25 protein-coding genes are annotated in these 25,113 nt (G+C 67.4%); 12 read left to right on the top strand and 13 right to left on the bottom strand.

Annotated elements, in window-relative coordinates; all coding sequences use genetic code 11:
- Window positions 1-15: 15 nt before the first annotated feature.
- On the top strand, window positions 16-1,629 hold the full coding sequence (locus OG300_RS04675; RefSeq protein ID WP_405492487.1) for a restriction endonuclease: 1,614 nt from the start codon (window positions 16-18) through the stop codon (window positions 1,627-1,629).
- Window positions 1,630-1,735: 106 nt separating this feature from the next.
- Here the strand turns inward: OG300_RS04675 and OG300_RS04670 are convergent, their stop codons facing one another.
- A complete protein-coding gene (locus tag OG300_RS04670) occupies window positions 1,736-1,966 on the bottom strand; it encodes a DUF3039 domain-containing protein (RefSeq protein WP_405492485.1) in 231 nt (76 codons plus the stop codon).
- A 186-nt stretch (window positions 1,967-2,152) separates the two neighbouring features.
- Here OG300_RS04670 and OG300_RS04665 point away from each other — a divergent pair, with 186 nt between their 5' ends.
- A complete protein-coding gene (locus tag OG300_RS04665; RefSeq protein ID WP_405498472.1) occupies window positions 2,153-2,497 on the top strand; it encodes a DUF3099 domain-containing protein in 345 nt (114 codons plus the stop codon).
- A 1-nt stretch (window position 2,498) separates the two neighbouring features.
- Here the strand turns inward: OG300_RS04665 and OG300_RS04660 are convergent, their stop codons facing one another.
- The gene (locus tag OG300_RS04660; protein WP_405498471.1) at window positions 2,499-3,809 is read right to left on the bottom strand and encodes an MFS transporter; all 1,311 of its coding nucleotides are present in this window, start codon (window positions 3,807-3,809) and stop codon (window positions 2,499-2,501) included.
- 110 nt (window positions 3,810-3,919) lie between these two features.
- On the opposite strand from OG300_RS04660, the gene OG300_RS04655 reads away from it, so the two are divergent.
- Window positions 3,920-4,942 (top strand): GlxA family transcriptional regulator, encoded by a 1,023-nt coding sequence (locus OG300_RS04655; protein WP_405492483.1) that lies wholly within the window; start codon window positions 3,920-3,922, stop codon window positions 4,940-4,942.
- Window positions 4,939-5,679: a VOC family protein gene (locus tag OG300_RS04650; protein ID WP_405492481.1), complete on the top strand. Its 741-nt coding sequence runs from the start codon at window positions 4,939-4,941 to the stop codon at window positions 5,677-5,679. Before OG300_RS04655 ends, OG300_RS04650 begins: the two co-directional genes overlap by 4 nt.
- A 13-nt stretch (window positions 5,680-5,692) precedes the next feature.
- On the opposite strand, the gene OG300_RS04645 is transcribed toward OG300_RS04650, so the two are convergent.
- The 5 genes from OG300_RS04645 to OG300_RS04625 are packed head-to-tail and all read right to left on the bottom strand — an operon-like array spanning window position 5,693 to window position 8,255.
- On the bottom strand, window positions 5,693-6,268 hold the full coding sequence (locus OG300_RS04645) for a hypothetical protein (protein WP_405492479.1): 576 nt from the start codon (window positions 6,266-6,268) through the stop codon (window positions 5,693-5,695).
- Window positions 6,265-6,753, bottom strand: a complete 489-nt coding sequence (locus OG300_RS04640; protein WP_405492477.1) for a F0F1 ATP synthase subunit B — start codon at window positions 6,751-6,753, stop codon at window positions 6,265-6,267. Before OG300_RS04640 ends, OG300_RS04645 begins: the two co-directional genes overlap by 4 nt.
- 26 nt (window positions 6,754-6,779) lie before the next feature.
- Window positions 6,780-7,037 (bottom strand): F0F1 ATP synthase subunit C, encoded by a 258-nt coding sequence (locus tag OG300_RS04635; RefSeq protein WP_405492475.1) that lies wholly within the window; start codon window positions 7,035-7,037, stop codon window positions 6,780-6,782.
- A gap of 49 nt (window positions 7,038-7,086) precedes the next feature.
- Window positions 7,087-7,878, bottom strand: a complete 792-nt coding sequence (gene atpB / locus OG300_RS04630; RefSeq protein ID WP_405492473.1) for a F0F1 ATP synthase subunit A — start codon at window positions 7,876-7,878, stop codon at window positions 7,087-7,089.
- On the bottom strand, window positions 7,875-8,255 hold the full coding sequence (locus OG300_RS04625) for a hypothetical protein (RefSeq protein WP_405492471.1): 381 nt from the start codon (window positions 8,253-8,255) through the stop codon (window positions 7,875-7,877). The genes atpB and OG300_RS04625 overlap by 4 nt, the downstream gene beginning before the upstream one ends.
- Window positions 8,256-8,842: 587 nt before the next feature.
- On the opposite strand from OG300_RS04625, the gene OG300_RS04620 reads away from it, so the two are divergent.
- The 3 genes from OG300_RS04620 (at window position 8,843) to OG300_RS04610 (ending at window position 12,350) form a co-directional block, all read left to right on the top strand.
- Window positions 8,843-10,360, top strand: coding sequence for a methyltransferase (locus OG300_RS04620; protein WP_405492469.1), 1,518 nt, complete (start codon window positions 8,843-8,845; stop codon window positions 10,358-10,360).
- Between the two features lie 427 nt (window positions 10,361-10,787).
- A complete protein-coding gene (locus tag OG300_RS04615; RefSeq protein WP_405492467.1) occupies window positions 10,788-11,756 on the top strand; it encodes a sigma-70 family RNA polymerase sigma factor in 969 nt (322 codons plus the stop codon).
- Window positions 11,757-11,975: 219 nt separating this feature from the next.
- Window positions 11,976-12,350: a hypothetical protein gene (locus tag OG300_RS04610; RefSeq protein ID WP_405492465.1), complete on the top strand. Its 375-nt coding sequence runs from the start codon at window positions 11,976-11,978 to the stop codon at window positions 12,348-12,350.
- Here the strand turns inward: OG300_RS04610 and OG300_RS04605 are convergent.
- Window positions 12,347-12,778, bottom strand: coding sequence for a MarR family transcriptional regulator (locus OG300_RS04605; protein ID WP_405492463.1), 432 nt, complete (start codon window positions 12,776-12,778; stop codon window positions 12,347-12,349). The genes OG300_RS04610 and OG300_RS04605 overlap by 4 nt on opposite strands.
- 69 nt (window positions 12,779-12,847) lie before the next feature.
- Here OG300_RS04605 and OG300_RS04600 point away from each other — a divergent pair, with 69 nt between their 5' ends.
- A complete protein-coding gene (locus OG300_RS04600) occupies window positions 12,848-13,678 on the top strand; it encodes an alpha/beta fold hydrolase (RefSeq protein ID WP_405492461.1) in 831 nt (276 codons plus the stop codon).
- Window positions 13,679-13,690: 12 nt separating this feature from the next.
- On the opposite strand, the gene OG300_RS04595 is transcribed toward OG300_RS04600, so the two are convergent.
- Together OG300_RS04595 and OG300_RS04590 are read right to left on the bottom strand one after the other, a co-directional pair.
- Entirely contained in the window at window positions 13,691-14,074 is a 384-nt protein-coding gene (locus OG300_RS04595) for a DoxX family protein (RefSeq protein WP_405492459.1), read from the bottom strand.
- A 91-nt stretch (window positions 14,075-14,165) separates the two neighbouring features.
- A complete protein-coding gene (locus OG300_RS04590; RefSeq protein ID WP_405492457.1) occupies window positions 14,166-14,987 on the bottom strand; it encodes a helix-turn-helix domain-containing protein in 822 nt (273 codons plus the stop codon).
- An 87-nt stretch (window positions 14,988-15,074) separates the two neighbouring features.
- On the opposite strand from OG300_RS04590, the gene OG300_RS04585 reads away from it, so the two are divergent.
- Window positions 15,075-15,926 (top strand): NAD(P)H-binding protein, encoded by an 852-nt coding sequence (locus OG300_RS04585; protein WP_405492455.1) that lies wholly within the window; start codon window positions 15,075-15,077, stop codon window positions 15,924-15,926.
- Here the strand turns inward: OG300_RS04585 and OG300_RS04580 are convergent.
- A complete protein-coding gene (locus OG300_RS04580; protein ID WP_405492453.1) occupies window positions 15,916-16,488 on the bottom strand; it encodes a TetR/AcrR family transcriptional regulator in 573 nt (190 codons plus the stop codon). The genes OG300_RS04585 and OG300_RS04580 overlap by 11 nt on opposite strands.
- Window positions 16,489-16,624: 136 nt before the next feature.
- Between OG300_RS04580 and OG300_RS04575 the strand changes: the two genes are divergently transcribed.
- On the top strand, window positions 16,625-18,169 hold the full coding sequence (locus OG300_RS04575; protein WP_405492451.1) for an MDR family MFS transporter: 1,545 nt from the start codon (window positions 16,625-16,627) through the stop codon (window positions 18,167-18,169).
- Between the two features lie 69 nt (window positions 18,170-18,238).
- Here OG300_RS04575 and OG300_RS04570 read toward each other — a convergent pair whose 3' ends face one another.
- Window positions 18,239-18,772: an SRPBCC family protein gene (locus OG300_RS04570; RefSeq protein ID WP_405492449.1), complete on the bottom strand. Its 534-nt coding sequence runs from the start codon at window positions 18,770-18,772 to the stop codon at window positions 18,239-18,241.
- Window positions 18,773-19,016: 244 nt separating this feature from the next.
- On the opposite strand from OG300_RS04570, the gene OG300_RS04565 reads away from it, so the two are divergent.
- Together OG300_RS04565 and OG300_RS04560 are read left to right on the top strand one after the other, a co-directional pair.
- Window positions 19,017-19,382 (top strand): DUF4189 domain-containing protein, encoded by a 366-nt coding sequence (locus OG300_RS04565; protein ID WP_405492447.1) that lies wholly within the window; start codon window positions 19,017-19,019, stop codon window positions 19,380-19,382.
- 102 nt (window positions 19,383-19,484) lie between these two features.
- Complete coding sequence (locus OG300_RS04560; protein WP_405492445.1) at window positions 19,485-22,202, top strand: ATP-binding protein; 2,718 nt, start codon at window positions 19,485-19,487, stop codon at window positions 22,200-22,202.
- Window positions 22,203-22,341: 139 nt separating this feature from the next.
- Here OG300_RS04560 and ppc read toward each other — a convergent pair whose 3' ends face one another.
- Window positions 22,342-25,104 (bottom strand): phosphoenolpyruvate carboxylase, encoded by a 2,763-nt coding sequence (ppc, locus tag OG300_RS04555; protein ID WP_405492443.1) that lies wholly within the window; start codon window positions 25,102-25,104, stop codon window positions 22,342-22,344.
- Between the last annotated feature and the right edge of the window lie 9 nt (window positions 25,105-25,113).

Here is a 25,113-nt window from a genome sequence, read left to right as displayed (position 1 = left end):
AGACGACACTAGCAGGTGAATCGCGGTGTCCGGAGTGAATCCAGTTGTGAGTCAATGCTTGTCGCGGATCTGCGGCGGGGGCTACCGTTTTCGACAGGGTTTCCACAACTGGTTGAGGGGGCGGTCGTGACCTACGGTTCCTATGACCCGTACGTGCAGTCCGATCGGCGGACCGCGCGGCAATTGGAGCGCGAGCGGGTGCAAGCCGCGGCAGAGGCACGAGACCGGCAAGCAACCGAACGAACCCGGGCGCTGGAAGAGCACGCCTCGGACTTGGAGAATCTGCTGCTCGTATCACTGGCCCGGGATCCGGCAATCGATCTGGCCCAGCGTCGGCGTCGCGTGGATGTACCGCCGTTGAATCTCGGAAATCTCGAGCGACCGCTGCCCGTACCCGAATGGTCGGCACCGGTCGAACCGAGCAGGATGAAGCGCATCTTCGGTGACGCCAAGCGTTATGACGAGGAACTGCGGTTGGCACAGCAACGCTTCGCCTGGGCACAGGACGACCATCGACGCAGGGAGGCCGCGCGCCACGAGCAGATCGCACAGGTGCGACAGGAGCATGAACACAGAGTCGACACCGCAGAGCGGGAGGCCGTCGCAGCGAACGAGCGCATCGACGACTGGCTTCGCGGACTGGCGAACGGGGATCGCCTCGCGGTGAGCGATTACGTCGAGCTGGTCCTCTCGGAGTCCCCCTATTACGGCGTTTCGGTCACGCACCGTGCGGGCTTTGTCCCCGAGTCGAACCTGTTGGCGGTCGAATGCTTCCTCCCGACCGTGGAAGTCGTTCCCTCCTACAAGTCGTACCGCCACATCAAGACTCGGAAGGCAGTCGAACCGGTTCCACGCCCCCTCAAGGAGATTCGCGACATCTATCGACGGCTCATCGCGCAAGTCGCCCTACGGTCGGTACGTGAAGCGTTCGCGGTCACCCCGCCCGAACTCATCAGCACGGTGGCGTTCATGGGCAGGGTCCGCGGAGTCGACTCGGTGACGGGGCAGCAGATCGAGCCGTACCTGATCAGTATGCGAGCGACCCGGGACCAGTTCACACCGCTGGTACTCGACGAGCCGAAATTCAATCCGGTCGACTGCGTGCGCAAGCACTTCTTTGCGAATGTATCTCCCCACCCGGACGAACTGGTGGCCGTCGATCCGGTGATGACCTTCGATATGGCCGACCCGCGCATCGTCGATCCAATCGACATCCTCTCCGGCATCGACCAGCGCCCGAACCTGTTGGAGCTCACTCCGACCGAATTCGAGGCATTCGTTCACAATCTGTTCGCCAAGATGGGGTTCGAGACCAAGCTGTTCTCCTCCAGCGCGGGAGGCGGGGTTGACTGTGTCGCTTACGACACCCGTCCGATGATCGGCGGGAAGTACATCGTGCAGGCGAAACTGTTCACCAAGACAGTCCGGCCGACCCACGTCCGGGACCTGTGGGGGACGGTGGATCACGAGGGCGCGACGAAGGGGATCATGATTACCACTTCGGGTTACGGGCCGGACAGCTACGAGTTCGCCAACGGCAAACGACTCGACCTGATCGATGGCAGTGGATTGCTCGCCCTGTGCCGGGAACACGGCATCCCGGCGCGGATAGTGAAACGTTCGGGGTAGCGGCGTGAATCGGCAGGCTGATGCCAGGGGTCCTGAACCGATTCGAAGTGACACTCCCGAGCCGAAATCGGCCCGGTGAGCTGCCGAAATGCCTGGTCCTAGCGCATCACTTCTTCATCATCTCGTAGATGCGCTTGCACTCCTCGCAGACCGGGGAGCCGGGCTTGGGGGCGCGGGTTACGGGGAAGACCTCGCCGCAGAGGGCTACGACATGGGTGCCCATGACGGCGCTCTCGGGGATCTTGTTCTTCTTCACGTAGTGGAAGACTTTGGGGGTGTCGTTGTCGGTCGACTCTTCATTGGTCGTTTCCGGACGTACCAGGGTGTCTGCGCTCACCCGATCAATTGTGCCAGCCGGGGTCGCGGGGGCAAGCGGAAGGCCGGGGCATGTGCATTCGACGGGCGGGAGTGCAAGACTCGAGGTATGCAGCGTGACGGCGAATCCCCGGCCGAAGGCACCAGCGGCACGGATCGCCCCGATGTCGAGATTCACCCCGCCGGTTCGATACCCAAACCACCCCGAATGTCGGAGGGGTACTTCCCCGGCGAGCAGAAGCAGAATCCGGCACTGATCACCGAGGCCTCGACCTCGCTCGAGCAGCAGCACAAGGCTCGGGTACGGCGGTACACGATGATCATGTCGTTCCGCATCCCCTGCCTGGTCGGATCCGCGATCGCCTACAGCGTGTGGCACATCTGGTGGATCTCGCTGCTGATCATCGGGGTCTCGATCCCGCTGCCGTGGATCGCGGTACTGATCGCCAACGACCGGCCGCCCCGCAGCAAGGACGAACCCAGCCGCTGGGACGGCCGCCGCGAGGAGAAGAAGGCGCTCGAAGCCCGGCCGCACAACGCCATCGACGGCTAGTTCAGGCCGCCACCGCGACCCGGGGCTTGCGGATACTCGCCGACAACAGCGCGGCCAGACCGCACAGCCCGCCCGCGATGAACCACGCCGTGGTGTAACTGCCCTGCGCATCGCGGATGACCCCCGCGCCGAAAGCGGCCAGCGCGGCACCGATCTGGTGCGAGGCGAACACCCAGCCGAACGCCACCGGACCGTCCGCACCGAAATTCTCCCGGCACAGCGCCACCGTCGGCGGCACCGTCGCGATCCAATCCAGGCCGTAGAAGACGATGAACGCCCACATGCTCGGCTGCACATCCGGCGCGAACAGCAGCGGCAGGATCAGCAGCGAGATACCGCGCAGCGAGTAGTAGCCGACCAGCAGGTAGCGGGAATCGACGCGATCGGTGAACCAGCCCGACGCGATGGTGCCCGCCACATCGAAAAGACCGACCACGGCCAGCAATCCGGCCGCTGTGGTCGCGGGCATGCCGTGATCGTGGGCGGCACTCACGAAATGCGTGCCGACCAAACCGTTCGTCGAGGCGCCGCAGATCGCGAAACCTCCTGCCAGCAGCCAGAACACGGGCTTGCGCGCGACCGTCGCCAGCACTGTGAGCGCACGGGCCGCACCACCGGGCGCCGGAGCGCGCAGACCCGCGTCACTGCCGGGCTCCGCACCGTAGGCACGGGCACCCACATCGCTGGGGTAGTCGCGAATGAACAGCAGCACCAGCGGCACCACCGCCAGCGCGGCACCCGCCACCAGCAAAGACGGTGTGCGCCAACCATGATCGCGGGCCAGGCGGGCGATCAGCGGCAGGAACACCAGCTGACCGGTGGCGCCCGCCGCGGTCAGCACGCCGGTCACCAGACCACGCTGGCGCACGAACCAGCGGCCGGTGATGGTCGCGACGAACGGCATGGACATCGACCCGACACCGATGCCGACCAGCAGACCCCAGGTCGTCATCAACTGCCAGGGCTGGGTCATGAACACCGTCAGGCCACTGCCCGCCGCGATCAGCAGCAGTGCGGTCGCCACCACCCGGCGGATGCCGAAACGATCCATCAGGGCCGCCGCGAACGGTGAGATCAGCCCGTACAGCAGCACATTCACCGAGACGGCCGCACCGATGGTGCCGTGCGACCACCCGAACTCCTCGTGCAGCGGATCCATCAGCACACCCGGCACCGAGCGGAATCCGGCCGCGCCGAGCAGCGCGATGAAACCGACGACCGCCACGATCCAGGCCGGGTGGGGGCCGCGACGGGAGACGGGGTCGCCGGACGGTGTTGCGGCAGGTGGTGTTCGCCGCGTCGGATCGTCCATCAATTCGCTCACCGCACGAGCGTGACCGAAATCCCCTTCCCGCACGAGTGGCCCGAATGACACAATGCGTCAAGATTCAGCCACGGACGCCCGGTCCGGAAAGGAGCGCCATGCCGGAGTCACACCCAAGGATCAGCTCCACCGCGACCGGTACACGTCTGGTAGCGGTGCTGGCGCTCGAACCGATCGTCGGATTCGACATGACGATTCCGCCGATGGTCCTCGGATCCGCCCGCGACGAGCACGGGAACGCGCTCTACGAGGTGCACGTGTGCGGATTGAACACCGGCGCAATCGCTTCCAGCAACGGGTTCGCGGTGATCCCCGAATACGGTCCGGAACTGCTGGCCCGCGCCGACGTGGTGATCATCCCCGGCACCCGCGTCCCCGGACCGCGACGCCACGGCACGGTGACCCCCGAACTCGCCGCCGCGCTGGCCACCATCCGCCCGGGCACCCGCATCGTGTCCATCTGCACCGGCGCGTTCGTGCTCGCCGCGGCGGGCCTGCTCGACGGGCGGCGCGCGACCACGCACTGGCAGTTCGCCGACGGGTTCCGGGCGCTGTACCCGCAGGTCCAGCTCGACGAGAACCTGCTGTTCGTGCAGGACGGCGACGTGTGGACCTCGGCGGGACTGGCCGCTGGAATCGACCTGTGCCTGCACATGATTCGCACCGACCACGGCAGCGCCGCCGCCAACGGCGCGGCCCGCTACTGCGTGGTGCCACCCTGGCGCGAAGGCGGGCAATCCCAGTTCATCGAACGCCACGTCCCCGAATCCGGGACCGACGGCACCGCACCCACCCGGCGCTGGGCGCTGCACCATCTCGACCGCGAACTCGACCTGAATTCCCTTGCCGCGCACGCACATATGAGCGTGCGCACCTTCACCCGGCGTTTCAAGGCCGAGACCGGCATGGCGCCCGGTGCGTGGATCCTGCAGCAGCGCGTGCGGCACGCCCGGCACCTGCTCGAGACCACCGACCTCACCGTCGACGAGGTGGCACGCAGCGCGGGCATGGGCACCTCGGCATCCCTGCGCCACCACATGCGCCTCGAACTCGGGGTGCCGCCGCTGACCTACCGCAAGACCTTCCGCAGCACCCACGAAACCCTGGAGAGGGCACGATGATTCGGTGGATCTGGGCGTTCCTGGACCGTCCCGCAGCACAATTCGACGACGGCGTCGCGTTCTGGACGACCGTCACCGGCACCACGCTCTCGGAGCGACGCGGCGATCGGGACGAATTCGCCACGCTGCTACCGGATTACGGTGCGCCGACGCTCAAGATGCAGGTAATCGACGGACCGCCGCGCATCCATCTCGACCTCGACGTGGACGACGTGCAGGCCGCCACCGACCACGCGCTGGCGCTCGGCGCGACGCTGGCGGGCGACTACATCCTCACCCAGCGCATCGGATATTCGGTCCTGCACTCCCCGGCGGGAATGACGTTCTGCCTCACACCGTTTCGCGAACCCATGGGCGGACTCGCGCCGACCGTCACCGGCCCGGCGGGCGATCGCAGCCGGGTCGATCAGATCTGCCTGGACATCGGCACCAGCGACTACGCCGTCGAATCACGATTCTGGACCGATCTGACCGGCTGGGCCTGGCGACCGGCCTCGCTGCCCGAATTCTCCAGGCTCTCGGCACGTCCCGGCGTACCCGTCGACCTGCTGCTACAACGTCTCGGCGGCGACCGGCCCACCTCCGCACACCCGGACATCGCCTGCACGAATGTCGACGCCACCGCGGACTGGCACGAAGCCCTGGGCGCGAAACGAATTCAGCGCGGTAAGCAGTGGCAGGTCATGACGGATCCGGCCGGTCAGACGTATTGTCTGACCGGCCGGACACCGGCGTAATCCGGGGAGTCGGCTACTTCCGTTCCGTCTGCGGCTCACGCTTGGCGGACGATCCGGAATTGGCCAGCGCCTCGAGATCCTCGAGGAACTTGTCGATGCTCTCCGACCGGGCCTGCGGGGATCCGATCTGCTCGCGCACCTTCTCCTCGGTGAGTGCGAGCATGGCGGCCGCCAGGTCGGTCTCCAGGTCGCGAATCATCTGCCTGCGGTACTGCAGGATCTGATCGCGGCCCTGCTTGCGGACTCGCTCCACCTCGGCGGCGGCCGCCTCACGCATTTGCGCGATGATGCGGTCGGCGTCGATGCGGGCTTCCTCACGCATGCGATCGAGTTCGGCCTTGGCCTCGGTGATCGCATTGTCGTAGGCAGTCTTGGCGGCGATGAGCCGGTTGGCGGCCGCATCGCTCTCCTCGAGCTGCCGCTCGACCTGGTCCTGCGCCTTTTTCACGATTTTCTTCAGCGGCGGTACCAGGTATCTCGTGATCAGAAAAACGATGACGGCGAACCCGAACAGCTGACTGAAGAAGACCGGCCAATCGAAGGAGATGTGGTAAATACCCTGTGCGAGATGGGTATCGGTGAGGATCATTCAGACCCCCGTCCTCTCTGCCGGCCCGCGGTGGTCCGGGCACGATCGTTCACGCCGAGCACGCGGCCGGCCAGGTTCTGGGCGAGCGGCTCGACCGATTCGCGAAGTTCGGCGGCCACCTGGTCGGCCTCGGCGCGCAGGTGCGCCGTGGACTCGGCCACGATCTGATCGGCCTGTTGCTGTGCCTCGCTGCGCATTTCGTCGAGGATGGCGCGACCCTCGGACCGTGCCTGGTTGCGGATTTCCGCCGCTTCCTCACGGGCCTTCTTGAGGGCCGTCTCGTACCGCGCTTCGGCTTCGGCGAAGGTCTCGCCGGCCTCCTTCGCGGTCGCCGCCGTCTGATTGACCCGCGCCTCCCGCTCCGCCAACACCTTTCGGATCGGCGGAACAACGAAGAACCAGATGACCGAGAGCACGATCAGGAAGATCAATAGCTCAACGAAGAAGGTGCCGTTGGGGATCAGGAAATTCCCCTCGGCCTCCACATCCGTTCTGGGAGACATGATGCCGTCTACTTACCGGGAGTAGCGAATACGAACAATGCCATGAACGCTAGATTGATGAAGTATGCCGCTTCGACCAGACCGACGGTCAGGAAGAAGTTACCGCGCAGGCGACTTTCGGCCTCGGGCTGGCGGGTGACACCCTCGATCAGGGCCGCACCGGCCAGACCGTCACCGATACCCGCGCCGATGGCACCGCCCGCCAGAATGATGCCGCCGCCGATAAGAGCGCCCTGGACGATACTCGCGGTTGCTGGGTCTGCCATTTTTCACTTCCTTTTGCAAAGGTTGTTACGCGCTGAACGGATGTACCGCTCAGTGGTTTTCACTCTCCAGCGACATCGACTGGCTGAAGTAGAGGACGGTCAGCAGGGAGAAGATGAATGCCTGGATGGCGCCGACGAACAGGTCGAACAACTTCCAGATGGCATTCGGACCCCAGCTGATCCAGAAGGGGAACAGGGTGATCACCGAAACCATGACGCCACCGGCGAACATATTGCCGAAAAGCCGCAGCGACAGCGACAGTGGTTTGGCGATCTCCTCGATCACATTGATGAAAATCATGGGGCCCCAACCGGTGTGGCCCTTCAGCAGTTGCTTGGCGTGCGATCCCGGACCGCGCCGCCACACACCGGCCGCGTGGTAGAAGAGGAACACGAACAGCGCCAGCGCGAGCGTGAAGTTGAAATCCGACGCCGGCGGCGCGATCAATTCCCCCGAACCGTACTGAACGGGCAAGACCGACAACCAGTTCGACAGCAGGATGAACGTGAACAGCGTGACCGCCAGCGGCAGCGCGAACGGCGCGACCTTCATGCCGATGGCGGACTCCACCTGCTCCCGCATCATCACCGTGATGGACTCGAAGAAGTACTGCACCGGGTTCGGAACCCCGGAGGTGATCTTGGCCCGCAGGTAGAAGGCCAGACCGAGCACGATCAGCGCGGCCACCGACGTCGACACGATGGTGTCCACATTGAAGTCGAGACCCCACAGGTGGGCCACCGCGTGCTCACCGACATGGATCTTCGCTCCCCCGGAGGAATCATCGGCCAGGGGGATCGGCGCGGACAGATGGGCGAACGAAGCAACGGGAATGGTCATGACTGCTGTCGGAGCCCTTTCACCTCGGGCAGAGCCGTATGGAGTACCAGGATCAATTGAAAAACGGCCAGCCCGAAGAAGATTCCGACACCGTTGGGGCGCGTGAAGAACGCCACCACGATCGACAACGCGGTCAGAATGATCAACCGGGATGCCGAGGAGAGTGCCAGCTTCTGTTTGCTGGGGGTTTCCGCATCGGTTATTCGGACAATGGTTGTCCACCTGAGCCGGGCATTCACCCAGCCGAGCGCCAAGCCGGCTGTCATGAAAACACCCAGCAACAATCGATCAAACGTCCCTGTGACCATCAAAGCCAGTACACCTACCGCGATTGCAATAGCACTCGCACGGCGCATCCGAAGCTTGTTGACGTCCAATACGACACCGCCTCGCCGTCATCCCACCTCGTAGTGGGGCTGTGCATGATCAATAGCATACACAGCCGAACCTCGTTGCGTAGCAGTATTTTTGATCTTCATAATGTTGATCTTGAAAGTTTGAAACGACTTTCAGCGAACTCTCCGCCACTTTATTCGGACGGCCGTGGCGCACAGTCATTTCCGCTTCGGGGCCGGTCAGAGACCACGTTGTCGAACCTGTGAAGTTTGCGCGCCCACACACTGTCGGCAATGCGCCATCCAGACAGCATGGAGCGAACGAAACAGGGATGGACAGCGAACTCCGATTCATCCCGGGAAGCGTTGGCGGTCACCGGATTCGGTCGAGATCGCTATTGTCCTAAATGTCCGAATTGTCTTATTTTAACAGCCCATTGGACCCACTATGAAATATCGGAAACAGCTAAAAGCAACGGCCGCAATCGATCCCGCCACGCCCCGACACACCCCACTGCTCCCCGGCGATCCCGATACACCGCGACGCGGCGGCTACTCCCCCGCCGCCCGCACGCCCAACCCGGCCCACTGATCGAAGCCGATCGGTTGCGGTGGCAGAGTTCCTACCCATGCCGACGAACCAGACGACCGCCTCGTCCCTGCTCGCCGACCTCGGCCCCGACCTCCGCGCGGCCCTCACCCGGGTCGGATACGACGCCGACACCCTCCTCGAGGCCCTCGGCGACGAGGCGCACGCCGCTCTCGGCCGCGGCGAGCCCGTCCCGGTGCGACGCGCGTCCGCCGGCCTCGGCGAGCTCGGCACCCTGGTGCGGCTGCTGCTGCTCGGCGATCGGGTCCCCGAATCCGACGCGGCCGCCGCGCTGGCCCCTGTGCGCGTCGACCACGCCGTCGCCGCCGGACTGCTCGAACTCGACGGCGACAGCGTGCGGGCCGCCCTCGATCTGCGTCCCCTGGATCTCGGCGCGGGCACTCGCTGGGTGCTCTCCGACCTCGACGACTCCATGCACCGCCGCAGCCTCGACACCGACCACGTGCTCGGTGTCGGCCATGCCTCACTGTCACTGCTGCGCGCCACCCCGACCGCAGCGACCGGCACCGTGCTGGACCTGGGCACCGGCTGCGGCATCCAGGCCGTGCACGCGACGGCCTACGGGCAGACGGTCACCGGCACCGACGTGAACGAGCGGGCGCTGTGGCTGGCCGAGGCCAGCGCGGCACTCAACGGACTCGAGATCGAGTTCCTGGCCGGGTCCTGGTTCGAACCGGTCGCGGGCCGCCGCTTCGATCAGATCGTGGCCAACCCGCCCTTCGTGGTCGGCCCGGCCCGCGTCGAGCACACCTACCGGGACTCCGGGCTCGCCCTCGACGGCGCGAGCGAACTGGTCATCTCGGGCATTCCGGAGCTGTTGAATCCGGGCGGCACCGCGGCGCTACTCGCCTCGTGGGTCCATGTGGCCGGACAGGATTGGCGCACCCGGGTCGCGAGCTGGCTGCCCGACCACGGCATCGACGCCTGGATCGTGCAGCGCGACATCGCCGATCCCGCCCTCTATGTCGGAACCTGGCTGCGCGACGCCGGATTGGACCCGCGCGAGGACGCGGCCCAGGCACGCGCCGAGCGCTGGCTGGACGCCTTCACCGCCGCCGAGGTCGAGGGCATCGGGTTCGGCTTCGTCTATCTGCGGGCCATCGACGGACCGACCGAACTGCTCGCCGAGGACCTCACCCACGGCTTCGACGATCCGCTGGGCCCGGAGGCGCTCGCCCACTTCGAGCGCTCGGCCTGGCTGCGCGCCGCGGCCGCCGACCCGGACCTGATCCTGGACTCGCGCTACGAGGTCGACGCGGCGACCGCCCTCGAACGCGTCTACCTGCCCGGCACGGAGGGCTGGGATCAGCAGGTGGTCCGGGTACACCGCGGCGACGGACCGCGCTGGCAGCACGAGGTCGATGACGCCACCGCCGCGCTGCTGGCCGGGATGCGCCCGGACGGCCTGCCGCTGCGCGAACTGATCGAACTGCTCGCGTTCGGCGAGACCGGGGACGCCGCCACACCGGAATTCGAGACCGCGGCCATGACGATCGTCGCCGGACTGGTCCGGCACGGGCTCATCCATCCCCGCTGAATGTCCTCCCGCACCGCGGCCGCCGGGTTTCCCTCCCGGCGGCCGCGGTCGTTTCCGGGCCCCCGAACACGATTCACCCCGGTGAGGACCGTCACAATCCCATCTCGCGGCGGTGTACGTCCGGGAATGCCGGTGACCAGCGGCTCGTTGCATCGGGTGATCGATCGAGGGCGAGCGGAGGCCATCCCTTTTCTCGTATTCGCTTGTCGCGTCAGGAAGTTGGGGTCGGCCGATGACAATCGACTGGACACCGCAACCGCTCCCCCCGGCCGTGCAAGTTCCGAATGATACGCGCTTCTCAGGAACTTCTCAGACGTGCATCGCAAAAACCGCAGCTCAGATGCGGTTTATGAATGGAACGGCGGGGAACTTTCCTGATGTCGGGCCCGTTGAACGGAACGAGACACCACCGACCAGGAGGCAAGTCATGACAAGCCCCGCCACCACTCACGTGCGCATCAGCGATCAAGACCTCGACGCCCAGAGCCCTGCCGCCGACCTGGTACGCGTGTACCTGAACGGAATCGGCAAGACCGCGCTGCTGACGGCTGCCGACGAGGTCGAGCTGGCCAAGCGCATCGAGGCGGGCCTCTACGCGCAGCACCTGCTGGAGACGAGCAAGCGCCTGTCCGCCCCGAAGAAGAAGGATCTCGCGATCCTCGTCCGCGAGGGCCAGGCCGCACGCCAGCACCTGCTCGAAGCCAACCTGCGCCTCGTGGTCTCCCTCGCCAAGCGGTACACCGGCCGCGGCATGCCGCTGCTGGACCTCATCCAGGAGGGCAACCTGGGTCTGATCCGCGCGATGGAGAAGTTCGACTACACCAAGGGCTTCAAGTTCTCGACCTACGCCACCTGGTGGATTCGTCAGGCCATCACCCGCGGCATGGCCGATCAGTCGCGCACCATCCGCCTCCCCGTCCACCTGGTCGAGCAGGTGAACAAGCTGGCCCGCATCAAGCGCGAACTGCATCAGCAGCTCGGGCGCGAGGCCACCGACGCGGAACTGGCGCGCGAGTCCGGCATTCCGCAGGAGAAGATCGCCGACCTGCTCGACCACAGCCGTGACCCGGTATCGCTCGATATGCCCGTCGGCAACGACGAGGAAGCCCCGCTGGGCGACTTCATCGAGGACTCCGAGGCCACCTCGGCCGAGAGCGCGGTCATCGCCGGGCTGCTGCACCGCGACGTGCGCAGCGTGCTGGCCACCCTGGACGAGCGTGAGCAGCAGGTGATTCGCCTGCGCTACGGTCTCGACGACGGCCAGCCGCGCACCCTGGATCAGATCGGCAAGCTGTTCGGCCTCTCGCGCGAGCGGGTTCGCCAGATCGAGCGCGAGGTCATGACCAAGCTGCGCAAGGGCGACCGCGCCGAGCGGTTGCGCGCCTACGCGAGCTAGTCGGTGGGGAGCCGGATCCCCCTGCCCGGCTCCACATCCGAAGTGTCGGACCGTCTTCGAGGCGCCGGTCCGATCGACGCTGGTCGGTTTTCGCTCCTGTACGTCCCCTCCCGGAGCGCGGACCGACCGGCGTTTTCGTCTGCCCGGCCGACACGCGCCGACACGCGCACCTGAGGGCGGTTGCGGGAGTTGAGGTCTGGCGAGTGGAACGCTGAGCGCGTGACCGATTCGCTGACAATGACTGCCATCGACGCCCTGTCTCAGTTGGTGAACTCCTATGCCAGCCAAGCCTCCGGCCAGGCCCTTCCCACGGTGAGCTGGATGTGGGACTGCCGGGCCCGCCTGGACGCGGCCGGTGAGGAAGCCGAGTTCTGCGGCAGCATCCACCCGGATCTGCCCGCCGCGGAATCCAATTCGCATCTGATGGCCTGGGCCCGCGCCCTGCAGATGAACGACGTCACCTCCGAACGTGACGCCAGCGGCGGGCGCCGCGTCTTCGCCGGAACGCTGGGCGATTCCCGCATCCGGCTCACCGCGGTCATCGAATCCCTGTGGCCCGCAAGCGAAACCCAGCCCCTGATCGTCCTGAGCTAGTTCGGTTCCGGGCGCAGCCCGAGGCGCTGCGACACAGCCGCGAGCGAACGCACCACCTCGTCGATCGCCACCTCGTCCGCGGTACCGAGCGCCCGCCCCAACTCCTCGTGCACGGTGGTGGCGCGCACCTGCGCGACCCGATCGGAGACCTGCTCGGCCCGGCTGAGCAGGGTTCGCCGCCGATCGCGCTCATCGGTGCGCGCGGTCAGCGAACCCGCTTCCCGCAGCCGCGCCACCGCCATCGAGACCGCGCTCTGCGGCAGCCCGGTCCGGCCCGCGATCTCCCCGACCGTGCTGTCCGGGTGATCCAGTACGTCACTGAGCACGACCAGCACCGCGCCGTGGCCGCCGCGCCCGACATCGGGCAGTGCCTGTTCACCGATCTTCATGAGGGTGCGTCCCAGCAGAAACAGCTCGACTCCGTTCACCGCCACAGATTACATCAATCCTGATACATCACTATTGATGTATCAGGATTGATGGATTACGGTGGTGGCATGACCACGATCGACACCGCCACCCTGACCGTTCCGGGCGCGGAGCTCTACTACGAAATCCGCGGCAACGGACCGACCCTGCTGATCTCGCAGAGCGGGGAAGGCGACGCACGCCGCACCGATGACCTGGTCCGGCAACTCGAGGACAGCTTCACCGTCGTCACCTACGACCGACGGGGCCTGTCCCGCAGCGTGATTCACGACTCCCGTGCGGTCACGATGGCCGTTCACGCCGACGACGCCCACCGCCTGCTCACCGCCGTCACCGACGAACCCGCCCATATGCTCGGCTGCAGCATGGGTGCTTCGATCGGCCTGCATCTCACCGTCGACCATCCCGAGCAACTCGCGACCCTGATCGCCCACGAACCGGTGGCCCCCTGGCTACTGCCCGAAGCCGAACGCACACCGCATCTCCGGGAACTCGAACACTGCCAAGGGGTGTTCCACACCGACGGTTGGCGCGCGGCCCTGGCCCCCATGGCCCGCACCCTCGGCATCAACCCCGCCGACCAGGAGGTCGAACCCGACGTCCACCTACCCGGTTTCGACGATCAGCGAGCCGCCAACTTCGCCTACTTCCTGGCCCACGATTTCACCGCCGTCCGCGAAGACGACCTGAACATCCCCCGCCTCGTCGCGGCCCCGACCCGCATCATCCCGGCGGTCGGACGAATCACTCCCCCAATGGTTTTCGACCGCCGCTGCGCCGTCGAACTGGCCGCCCTGCGCAGCACCGCGGTCACCGAATTCGCGGGCGGCCACAACGGCAGCATGACCCACCCGCGCGCCTACGCGGCCACCATCCGCACCCTGCTCGCCGGGCACTGACCGGTTCGCCCGTCAAGCCCCGAACGCCTGGTGCGCGAACCCTCCCCAGGCCACGAACACCGCGACCGCCAGGTAGATCACGTTGGCCGCCACCGCCATTCGCTCCCCCAGCCGCAGATGCGTGGTCATCGCCCCCACCATCAGCAGCACCCAGCACACAGCGGTGATCGGAACCATCACCGGCGCGATATTCAGCACCGCGGGCAGAATCAGCCCCACCGCGGCGAATATCTCCAGCACCCCGAGCCCCTTGATCGCCCGGGCGTCGACATGCCCGGTCCACGCGCCGCCCGGCGTCGCGGCCAGCTTCGCCCGCGGCACGAAGGTTTTGGTGAGCCCACCGACCAGGGCCACGGCCGCCAGCACTCCCGCACAGATCCACAACGCGACGTTCATCATGTCCTCCTCGAAAACGATTCGGACCCAAAGACTCTGCCCGCCCCCGATCTGTGACAGTTCCCGAGTGTGACTTACACCGCACGCGTTCTCAGCGCGGCAGTTTCGTGAGGGATTGGCAGGGAGTCGGGGCGGGGACGCTGCCCTTGAAGTAGCGGGCGGGGGTGACGCCCATGACCGAGCGGAAGTCGGCGACCAGGTGGGATTGGTCGTAGTAGCCGGTGTCGGAGGCGAGGTGGGACCAGGGGGTGTTGCCCGCGGCGGCGAGGACGTGACGCAGGCGGGTGATGCGGGCGTAGTGCTTGGGGGAGACGCCTATTCCGGTGGTGAACAGGTTGCGGAGTTGGCGTTCGCTCACCGCGAGGGTGGCGGCGAGGTTGTTGATCGGGGCGGGGTCACGGTCGAGGGCGGCGACGGCCGAGTCGAGGATGCGGCGGTGGTCGCGATCGGTGCCGGATTCGGAGAAGTGCTGCGGGAGCACCGATTCCAGGTAGGGCAGGACGTCTTCGAGGGGGATTTCGGCGAGCGTGTCGGCCAGGGCGGACGCGGGGCCGGGCAGGTCGGCGAGCAGGGCGACGCGATCGGTCAGGTCGGCAGCCGAGACGCCGAGCAGCGAATGGGTGGTGCCGGGGGCCAGGCGCAGGCGCAGGCAACCTGCGGGCTTGTTCGCGGACGCGTAGGTGGCGCGGGTGCGGGGACCGACGACTAGGGCGTCGCGGCGACCGGATGCCTCGGTGCGCAACACCAGCGTGGTGACCGCCTGCGGGACGTGGGTGAAGGGGGCGCTCAGCGCGCGCACCTGCGGGATGCGGGCGATGTCGGTGATCCAGGGGCGCAGGGACTCCGGGGTGGTCAGACGGTGTTCGAGGTCATCGGCGGTCACGACGGCGGCTCGGATTTGCGCGGTGGTCACCGAATCAACTCTAGGCAGTTCGGGGGCGGTACGGGTGTGCCGGTTTTTCCTATAGCCGGGTGGGGTCGGGGCGGCAGGGTCGAAGGCATGATCGTGATCACGGGTGCCACGGGCACCATCGGCAGTGAAATCGTCCGGCAGTTGGCGGCACGGGGTGTGAAAGTCCGTGCCGTGAGCCGAGATCCGGAGCAGGCACGGGTGCCCGACGGCGTGGAGGTGGTGCGCGGCGACTACGGGGACATGACGACACTGGCCGCCGCGTTCGAGGGGGCCGAGGCCGCGTTCCTGGTCGGGCAGCTGGGCCAGGACGACACCACGGAGGATCCGCGCCTCATCGAGACCGCGCGGGCGGCGGGCGTGCGGCGGCTGGTGAAGCTGTCGGCCATCGGCACCGGCGATGCCGCGCTCGGGACGTTCAGCACCTGGCACATGCCGGGTGAGCAGGCGATCCGCGACAGCGACGCGGTGTGGACGATCCTGCGGCCCAGCAGTTTCGCGAGCAATACGCTGAGCTGGGCTCCGATCATCCAGGCGGGACAGCCGATTCCGAACATGACCGGGGACGGCGGACAGGGCGTGGTGGATCCGCGCGATGTCGCCGAGGTCGCGGTGGCGGCGCTGGTGTCGGACGAGCATGCGGGACAGACCTATACGCTCACCGGGCCCGAGGTCCTCACCACCCACGATCAGGCGGCGGCGCTCGGCGCGGCACTGGGCCGGGAGTTCGACGTCACCGACATCTCCCTCGAACAGGCGCGGGAAGCGCTGCTGGCGCGGGGCATGTCGGCGGAGTTCGCGGAGCGTGCGCTCGGCGGGCAGGCGTACATCCGCGGTGGCGGCAATCGGATCGTCACCGGGGATATCGAGCGGGTACTGGGTCGCGCGCCGCGCGGTTACGCCGAGTGGGCGCGCGACCACGCCGCCGACTTCACGGCGTAAGCGCCTGCGCCCAGCCCTGTTCCAGCAGATCGAAGATGCGTCCAAGGTCGTCCGCCGGGTTGTCACCGCGGCGGGCGACCTCGAGCGCGCCGAACACGAAGTGCGCCAGCGCTTGAATCGCGACATCGCCGGGATCGCGGCCCAGGTCGGCGGCGATGGCTCCGGCCAGGGCGTCCTCGTGGCGCAGCCACATCCTGCGGAAGTAGCTCGAGAGTGCGGGCGTCGAGTCGATCAGGCGCGCGAACTGCTGCATCTCCGTGGTGTCGCCGGGCCGCGGCCGATTCTGGAAGGCCGCGCGAATGCCCGCCAGGACGCTGGTGCCCGGTTCCCGGTCGCGCACCGCGGCGACGAGCGCCTCCTCGCGGTCCGAGTCCATGTCGAAGACCAGCGACTCCTTCCCGTCGGGGAAGTGCGCGAACAGGGTGGGCACCGACACGTCGGCGGCCTCGGCGACCTCTTTGACACTCACCGCGTCGTAGCCGCGGTCCAGGAACAGCCGCAGGGCCGCGTCGGCCAGGGCCTGGCGGGTCTGGGCCTTCTTCCGCTCGCGTAGTCCGCTCATGATCACACCGTACCGCCATGTCCTTAGTCATACAATTTTCTGATCGGTTGAATTTCTTAAGTCGTTATGGTTTTCTGGAGATACCAGAGGCCGACCGGCCTCCGAACCAGAAACTTCCGACGAAAGGAGGGCCGTCATGACCGCGACCACCGCACCCATCAGCGCACCTCGCAATGTGCGCTGGATCCTGCTCGGCGTAATGCTGGCCATGCTGCTCGGCATGCTCGACAACATGATCATCGGTACCGCCATGCCGACCATCGTCGGCGAACTCGGCGGTCTCGACCGCCTGTCCTGGGTGGTCTCCGCCTACACCCTGGCCACCGCCGCATCCACCCCGATCTGGGCCAAACTCGGCGACCTGTTCGGCCGCAAACCCAACTTCCTCACCTCGATCGTCATCTTCCTGATCGGCTCCGGACTGTCCGGCGCGGCCCAGAACATGGACCAGCTCATCGGATTCCGAGTGCTGCAGGGCATCGGCGCGGGCGGCCTGGCCGCGGGCGCGTTCGCCATCATCGGCGAGCTCATCCCGCCCCGCGAACGCGCCAAGTACATGGGCATGACCGCCTCGGTGATGGCACTGGCCACCATCGGCGGCCCGCTGGTCGGCGGACTGGTGACCGACCACTTCGGCTGGCGCTGGGCGTTCTACCTCAACCTGCCGATCGGCCTGATCGCACTGGTGTGGTGCCAGCTCACCCTGCACCTGACCGCGAAGCGACCCAACGCCAAGATCGACTACCTGGGCGCGGCCCTGCTGACCGTCACCATCTCGGCCATCGTGCTCGTCGCCACCTGGGGCGGCACCCAATACGCTTGGGGCTCACCGCAGGTCATCATCACGATCGCGATCGCCGTCCTCGGCCTGCCCGCGTTCCTGTGGTCGCAGACCCGCGCCGCGGAACCGATCATCCCGCTGAGCCTGTTCGCCAACCGCAACTTCACCCTCACCTCGGTGCTGTCGGTCATGGTCGGTGTGGCCATGTTCGGCGCGGTCAGCTTCCTGCCGCTGTTCCAGCAGACCGTGCAGGGCGCGTCGGCCTCCAACTCGGGGCTGCTGCTGCTGCCGATGATGGTGCCGATCATCGTGGTCTCGCAGATCGCGGGCCGGGTGATGAGCAAAACCGGTAGGTACAAGGTTTTCCCGATCCTGGGCGGCGTGCTGCTCACCGCAGGCAGCATCGCGCTGGCCACCGTGGGCACCGGCACCAGCCGTCTGGAGTCGAGCATCTACATGGCGCTGCTCGGCGCGGGCATGGGCTTCCTGATGCAGATGACCGTGCTCATCGCACAGAACAGCGTGCAGATGAAGGACATCGGCGCCGCCTCGGGCGTCTCGACCCTGTTCCGGACACTGGGCGGCTCGTTCGGTGTGGCACTGTTCGGCGCACTGTTCAACCGGCAGATCACCGGCGCGCTGGCCGGAGCGGGCGGACCCGCCGAAACGCATGGCGGACACCTGGATCCGACCATGCTGAGCAACCTGCCCACCGTGGTGCGCGACGCGTACCTGCACGGGGTGGCGTCGGGGATCAACAGCATCTTCACCTGGGCCGCGGTGCTGTGCGCACTCGGACTGGTCGCGGCGCTGTTCATCGTCGAGGTGCCGCTGCGGCAGCTGGGACCGCCCGCCGGGGGCGCGCCCGCCGCACCGAAGGAGACGGTCAGTCAGTCCTGATCACCAACCGTGATTCGGCCCGCGCACACTAGGGTGTGGGCCGAATCACGTTGTGCCCGAACACGATCGTCACCGACTCAGCCCCGGACCCGGTTGCGCCGCCTCGGCGAGCGCCTTGAGCCGGTACACCGAGCGATACAGCCCGTCGAGCGCGAGATTGTCCCGTGGCCTGCCGAACGGACCCGACCAGCGCAACATCTTCAGCAGCGTGGAATCGTGCGCCCACAGCCGATATTCGGTGACCACGGTGCCACCCTCGACCGGTCGCAACAGATAGCCCCACCTGGTGCCGATCAGATGCACCCGGAACTCGAAGTGCCGCAACGGCTCCACCACGGTCACCTCACACGGAGTCACCCACCGCACCGGCCCGATCCGATTGAATCCGAGAAACCACGCTCCCACCACCGGCGGTCCGGAACGTGCCAGCCACCGCGCGCCGGTGTTCTCCGGACTCCAGCGCGCCGCCCCGGTGATGTCGGAGACCATGTCCCACAACGTCTCCGCCGGTGCCCCGACGAACAGCGCATGCTCGTCACGGATTCCGGCCTCGGTCACGGTGTGCACCAGCTCGACCGGCGCATGTGTCAGACGGGACAACATGAGTACCACCTCGCGATCACCCCCTGTCTCAGACGGTAAATCCGCGGGGCTTCCGCTGTCAATCGACGTTCGCCACCGGCCGCCACCAAGGTCGAAATTTCCGCACCGGAAAGTCTGGGCAGTGCTGAGACCTGGCACTTGTCCGCGTTTTTCGCATCGACACGTGGAGTCCGATCTCGCGCCCTCCCTACCGTGGAAGCACTCCGATTCGGAGTTCACCTCTCGTACCTGACGAGGAAATCCAATGCGCAAGATCATCACTGCCCTCGCCGTCGGCACCGCCCTGACCGCCCTGCTCGGCACCACGGCCGCCGCCACCGCCCCCACCGCCCGCGCCGACGTCGGCTGGGGTGCGATCGCGGTCTCCTCCGGTGGCAACATCGGCAATGCCTGGGACTACAACGACAAGTACGCCGCCGAGAACGCCGCCCTCGGCCAATGCGGCTGGGGCGACTGCAAAGTCCTGACCTCCTTCACCGGCTGCGGCGCGGTGGCCAACTCCTGGAGCGCGGGTCTCTACACCGGCGGCTACGGCCCCAACCGCGGCTCCGCCGAGAACGCCGCCCGGCAGTACTCCGACTCCTACATCGTCTCCTCGATCTGCAACTGATCGTGACACTGTGGCGCAGCGACTTTCGAGCACTCGTGAACCCGGATGTGGGCACGCCCGTATCCCTGTCGTGCCGGAAGCCGCTGCGCCATGATGGTTTTCGTGGCAGTGCAACGCTGGTCCGGGCTCGAGATCAGGGCCCTGCGAGCAGCCCTGCGCATGAGCGTGCGTCAGTTCGCCGACCATCTCGGCGTCAGTCCCCGCCTGGTCTCGAAATGGGAGTCGGGGACCACTTCCCCGCGCCCGGCGAACCAATCCATGCTCGACGAGGCGTTGCGGCTGGCCGGGCCTGAGGTCGAGGTCAGGGTCGAGGAGCTGCTCGCCGTCGAATCCCGGCCGTCCGAATCGGCCTCACCGCTGCGCCAATTGCCCCGCGACATCACCGATTTCACCGGGCGGGACGACGAAGTGGACAGGCTGGTCAGTCTGCTAGGTGCTCCTTCCGACGCCGGAGTCCGGGTGGTCGCCATCCACGGCCCCGCCGGGGTGGGCAAGACCGTGCTCGCGACCCATGTCGCCCACCGGATGCGCACCGCGTTCCCCGATGGACAGCTCTATGTGAATCTCCGTGGTACCCAGGCGCAGCGGGCCGACCGGACCGACGTCATCGCCAGCTTCCTCAACGACCTCGGCTGGACCGCACCGGTACCCGACACCCTCGCCGACCGCGCCCGCACCTTCCGGACCGCCCTGTCCGAGCGGCGCGTGCTGCTGGTCCTCGACAACGCCCACGACGAGGACCAGGTGCTGCCGCTGATCCCCGGCAACGCCGAGTGTGCGGTGCTCATCACCAGCCGGAGGCGACTGCTGCGCATCGACGGGGCCCGGCACCTGTCGCTGCGGATCATGACCGCGGACCAGGGCCGGGCACTGCTGGCCGCCATCATCGGCGCCGCACGCATCACCGCCGAGCCGGAGGCAGCCGACGAAATCGTCCGACTGTGTGGACAATTGCCGCTGGCGCTCCGGATCGCGGGTGCGCGCCTCGACGCGCGGCCCGCGCTGTCGCTGGCCTCCTTCGCCGAACGGCTCCGCGACGAACGCGCCCGGCTGGACGTGCTCCAAGACGGTGAACGCGCCGTGCGAGCCTCGTTCGGCATCAGCTACCAGGGTTGTGATCCCCCGGTGCGCCGCGCCTTCCGGCTGCTCGGCATCCTCGAGAACACCGACTTCCCGGCCTGGGCGCTGGCCATCCTCGCCGAGATCCCGGTCGCCGCCGCCGAGACACTGGTCGAGGAACTGGTGGACGCCGAGCTGCTGGAGACCGCGCCCGAGCGCTACCGCACCGGCCGCTACCGCTTCCACGACCTGCTGCACCTGTACGCGCGCGAGCAACTCGGCATGGAAGAGGATGCGGCGCAACGCAAATCGGCCGCGCGGCGGCTGCTCACCGAGTACGTCGCCATGTGCGCGCGGGTCCAGTGCCGCGACGACCCCGCCACACCGCACCGGCTCGACGCGCCACCGGCGACGCTCAAGGCCGTGCACGACGTCATCGCGACCGATCCGCGCGCCTGGTTCCGGGCCGAATGGCCGGGACTGGTCGGCGCGGTCACCATCGCCCACGATGCCGACCTGTGGCAGCAGGCCTGGGTGCTGGCCGAACAACTCGGGGATCTGCGGCACTGGCACGCGGGCTGGGCCGACTGGGAACGCACCATGGAACGCCAGCTCGATGCCGCCCGCGCGGGTGGCGACCGCGCCCGGGAAGCCCGGCTGCGCTGCACCTTCGGCGTGATGCGCCGGGAACAGGGACGCTTCACCGAATCGATTCGGCAGCTGCGCTACAGCGCCGACCTCTTCGACAAGCTCGGCGACGAATTCCACAAGGCGGTCATCCATCGCGCGCTCGCCGACACCTTCCGCTACACCGGGCGGCTGAGCGAGGGCATCGACCATCTCGCCATCGCGCTGGACATGTTCGAGCGGGCCGGCAATCAACCGATGGTGGCGGGGGCCCTGAGCGGCATGGGCGATATCTATCGCGGACTGAGCCGCTGGGAGGATTCGATCCGGTGCCTGGACCGGGCCATCGAGCTCTACGCCCAAGCCGCCGACCGCCGGGAATCGGCGCGCGCCAAGGTCTTTCGCGGCATCGTGTGGCGCGATCGTTGCCACTTCGACGTCGCCGAGGCGCTCTTCGAGGACGCTCTGCAAACCCTGCGCGGGCTCGGGGACCGACGCTGGGAGGCACAGGCGCTGCGGCATCTGGGGATCGTGTGCCGCAATACCCGCCGCGGGGCGACCGCGGTCGAATTCCTCACCGCGGCACTGGGAATCTCCGAATCCCTCGACGACGCTCGCGGGGTCGCGGTCACACTGCGCAATCTCGGTGACGCCCACCGCTGCGCGGGCGATCTCGACGCGGCCGTCGACCCGCTGCGGCGGGCCCTGACGCAGTTCCACGAGCTGAACGACCGACGCTGGCAGGCTCGCACCCACGCCAGCCTCGGCGAGGTCGATACCGCGCTCGGCAGGTTCGACGACGCCATGACCAACCACGACACCGCTCTGACCATCTTCACCGACATCGGCGACCGGCCCGGGCAGGCGAGGGTGCACCGCGGTCTCGGGATTCTGTACCGGCGACAGGGCCGGTTCGACGATTCGGTCCGGGAGTTCGAGCACTCGTACACCATGTTCCTCGCGCTGGGCGACCAGATCTGGGCGGCTCGCGCGCTGGCCGGAAGCGCCGAGACCCTCCGGGCCGCGAGAGCCGGTGATGAGTGGCGTCGCCCCCTCCGCGACGCCAATCACCTGTGCGATCAGGCGGGCGCGAGGTCGCCTGACGACATCCGGGGCTGGTTGTACGAATGGTGACCGGGTAGCGGTGCGCCGCACCCGGTTCCGCGTCGTACCGCAGCACCGACTTTCAGCATTCCCGCGAATCGCGGGCGAAGCGATGCCGAAATGTCGCCCTCTCGAGGAACATTCGCGGCCCTCTGGGCCCTGCGCGGACCTAGCCCGAGTTGCGCAGGGCGGTGGCCAGGCCGTTCATCGTCAGCAGGATGCCGCGTTCGACCAGTTCGGAGGTGTCTCCGGCGCGGCGGCGGCGTAGCAGTTCGACCTGGAGCTGGTTGAGCGGTTCCAGGTAGGGGAAGCGGTTGTGAATGGATTCGGCCAGGGCGGGGTTGTCGGCGAGCAGTTCGGTGGTGCCGGTGATGGCGGCGTGCATGCGGGTGGTGCGGGTGAACTCGTCGCAGATCATCCCGAAGACGGTGTCGCGCAACGTCTCATCGGGCACCAGGTCGGCGTAACGCCGGGCGATGTCCATATCGGCCTTGGCCATCACCTGGGCCAGGTTGGACAGCACCGTCTGGAAGAAGGGCCAGCGGCGGTACAGATCGGCCAAGGTGGCCAGGCGGGCCGGGTCGTCGCCGATCCACTGCTCGAAGGCGGTGCCGGTGCCGTACCAGCCGGGCAGCATCACCCGCGACTGGCTCCACGCCATCACCCACGGGATGGCCCGCAGGTCGTAGACGGAGTTGGTGGGTTTGCGCGAGGCGGGACGGCTGCCCAGATTCAGGTCGGCGACCTCCGCGATGGGGGTGGAGGCGCGGAAGTACTCGACGAATCCGGGGGTTTCGTGGACCAGGCGCGCATACGCCTGACGCGCCAGTTCCGCCAGCTCGTCGAGGATTTCGTAGGCGGGTTCGGCGTCCTCGCCCAGACCCTCCACATCCAGCAGGGTGGATTCCAGGGTGCCCGCGACCAGGGCTTCCAGATTGCGGAACGCGGTGCCGGAGTCCGCGTACTTGGTGGAGATGACCTCACCCTGCTCGGTCAGGCGCAGCGAACCGCGCACCGCGCCGGCGGGCTGGGCCAGGATGGCGTCGTAACTGCGGCCGCCACCGCGACCGACGGTGCCGCCGCGACCGTGGAACAGCCGCAGGCGGATTCCGGTCTTGCGCGCGGTGTCCACCAGGTTCAGCTCGGCGCGATACAGCGCCCAGTTGGCCGCCAGATACCCGCCGTCCTTGTTGGAGTCGGAGTAGCCGAGCATGACCTCCTGCTGCATGCCGCGCGCCGCGACCAGGCGGTGGTAAGCGGGCACTTCCAGTGCGGCGGAAAGGATCTCGGCCCCGCTCCGGAGGTCGTCGATGGTCTCGAACAGCGGCACCACACCCACCGGGCTCGACGGCGGCGTCTGCGCGTCACCGGGATCGAGGATCCCGGCCTCCTTGAGCAGCAGCGCGGCCTCGAGCATGTCACTGACCGAGGTGCACATGCTGATGATGTAGTTGGGCACGGTATCCGGGCCCAGATCGTCGAGCGCGGTCTTGGCGGCGCGCACCACCGCGAGTTCCTTGGCGGCCAGCTCGCTGAGCTGCGCGGTCGGTCCCACCAGCGGACGGCGGGTGGTCAGCTCAGCGGCCAGCAGCTCGACCCGCTGTGCCTCGTCGAGCGCGGCGTAGTCGGAATGCACTCCGGCCCAGGCGAACAGCTCGGCCACCACCTGCTCGTGGGTCTCGGAGTTCTGCCGCATGTCCAGGCCTTGGAGATGGAAACCGAAGGTCTGCACGGCGGCTCGCAGCGAGGCGAGCTGATCATCGGCGAGCAGCCCGTCGCCGGAGGCGCGCATGGATTCGTCCACCACGGTCAGATCGGCGAGCAGATCTTCGGCACCGTCGTACGGCAGCGCGCCGACATCGATGCCGTCGGCCGGGATCTCGCCCAGCGATCGGCACGCGGTGGCGCTGAGCCGGGCCCGAATACCGCGCAGCGCACGGCGATACGGTTCGTCGGCCCGCTGCGGCGAATCGTCGAATCCGGCGTCGGCCAGCGCCGCCAGCGCGGGCGTCACCGGGACCAGCCGCGCGGACTGCGAGAGCGTCTTCTCCAGTTCCAGCAGCGATTTCAGATACCGGTCGAAGGCCACCGCCCCCGCGCGATGGGTGGCTCGATGCACCACGTCGGCGGTGACGAACGGATTGCCGTCGCGGTCGCCGCCGATCCAGGAGCCCGGCCGCAGGATCGGGCGGCGCAGCAGATCGTGCTCGGGAAAGCGCGAGCGCAGCGCGGCCCGCACCTGATCGTTGATCCGCGGGATCACGTCGAACAGGGTCAGGTCGTAGTAGCGCAGGCCGACCTCGATCTCGTCCTGAATCCGCAAGCGCGCCAACCGGATCAGCGCCGCGCGCCACAGTTGCAGCACCTGGCGGCGGATATCGACCTCGATCTCGGCGAACTCCGGTTCCAGCCGGTTGTAGCGCTGCCGCTGACGCATCAGCTCGGTGATGCGGCTCTGCACGTCGAAGATGGTGCGGCGCCGGGTTTCCGTGGGGTGCGCGGTGATGACCGGTGAGACCAGGGCGTCGGTGAGCAGATCGGCCACCGTGTCGCCGTCGGGTCCGGCGGCGTCGAGCTTGCGGTAGGTGGCCTCCAGGCTGGAATCCTGGGGCGGCTCCCCCGCCGTGATGTGCACCGCGCGGCGGCGATCACGCTGCAGGTCCTCCGACAGGTTGGACAGCAGCAGGAAGTGGCTGAAGGCGCGGATCACCGGGATCGCGGTGCGTATGTCGACATCGCTGAGCATGTCGGCGACCGCGCTGCGATCCACCTCGGAACGCCGCACCTTGAACGCCTGCACCCGGACCTGCTCGATCAGGTCGAAGACCGCCGCGCCCTCGTGGTCGCGAATGGTGTCGCCGAGGATTCCGCCCAGGAACCGGATATCGTCGCGCAGCGGCGCGGTGGCTGTCTCGATCTGATCTTCCCGCACTACGATCAC

This window comes from Nocardia sp. NBC_00511, assembly GCF_045161165.1.
Lineage (GTDB): Bacteria > Actinomycetota > Actinomycetes > Mycobacteriales > Mycobacteriaceae > Nocardia.
This window is presented reverse-complemented; position numbering and strand designations above follow the sequence as displayed.

Bases quoted from the DNA above. Each gene is read 5' to 3' on its own strand.
- OG300_RS04665 (WP_405498472.1), top strand. From the start codon at position 2,153: ATGTCGGAGGGGTACTTCCCCGGCGAGCAGAAGCAGAATCCGGCACTG.
- OG300_RS04660 (WP_405498471.1), bottom strand. From the start codon at position 3,809: ATGGACGATCCGACGCGGCGAACACCACCTGCCGCAACACCGTCCGGC.
- OG300_RS04655 (WP_405492483.1), top strand. From the start codon at position 3,920: ATGCCGGAGTCACACCCAAGGATCAGCTCCACCGCGACCGGTACACGT.
- OG300_RS04650 (WP_405492481.1), top strand. From the start codon at position 4,939: ATGATTCGGTGGATCTGGGCGTTCCTGGACCGTCCCGCAGCACAATTC.
- OG300_RS04645 (WP_405492479.1), bottom strand. From the start codon at position 6,268: ATGATCCTCACCGATACCCATCTCGCACAGGGTATTTACCACATCTCC.
- OG300_RS04635 (WP_405492475.1), bottom strand. From the start codon at position 7,037: ATGGCAGACCCAGCAACCGCGAGTATCGTCCAGGGCGCTCTTATCGGC.
- atpB (WP_405492473.1), bottom strand. From the start codon at position 7,878: ATGACCATTCCCGTTGCTTCGTTCGCCCATCTGTCCGCGCCGATCCCC.
- OG300_RS04620 (WP_405492469.1), top strand. From the start codon at position 8,843: ATGCCGACGAACCAGACGACCGCCTCGTCCCTGCTCGCCGACCTCGGC.
- OG300_RS04615 (WP_405492467.1), top strand. From the start codon at position 10,788: ATGACAAGCCCCGCCACCACTCACGTGCGCATCAGCGATCAAGACCTC.
- OG300_RS04600 (WP_405492461.1), top strand. From the start codon at position 12,848: ATGACCACGATCGACACCGCCACCCTGACCGTTCCGGGCGCGGAGCTC.
- OG300_RS04595 (WP_405492459.1), bottom strand. From the start codon at position 14,074: ATGAACGTCGCGTTGTGGATCTGTGCGGGAGTGCTGGCGGCCGTGGCC.
- OG300_RS04585 (WP_405492455.1), top strand. From the start codon at position 15,075: ATGATCGTGATCACGGGTGCCACGGGCACCATCGGCAGTGAAATCGTC.
- OG300_RS04580 (WP_405492453.1), bottom strand. From the start codon at position 16,488: ATGAGCGGACTACGCGAGCGGAAGAAGGCCCAGACCCGCCAGGCCCTG.
- OG300_RS04575 (WP_405492451.1), top strand. From the start codon at position 16,625: ATGACCGCGACCACCGCACCCATCAGCGCACCTCGCAATGTGCGCTGG.
- OG300_RS04570 (WP_405492449.1), bottom strand. From the start codon at position 18,772: ATGTTGTCCCGTCTGACACATGCGCCGGTCGAGCTGGTGCACACCGTG.
- OG300_RS04565 (WP_405492447.1), top strand. From the start codon at position 19,017: ATGCGCAAGATCATCACTGCCCTCGCCGTCGGCACCGCCCTGACCGCC.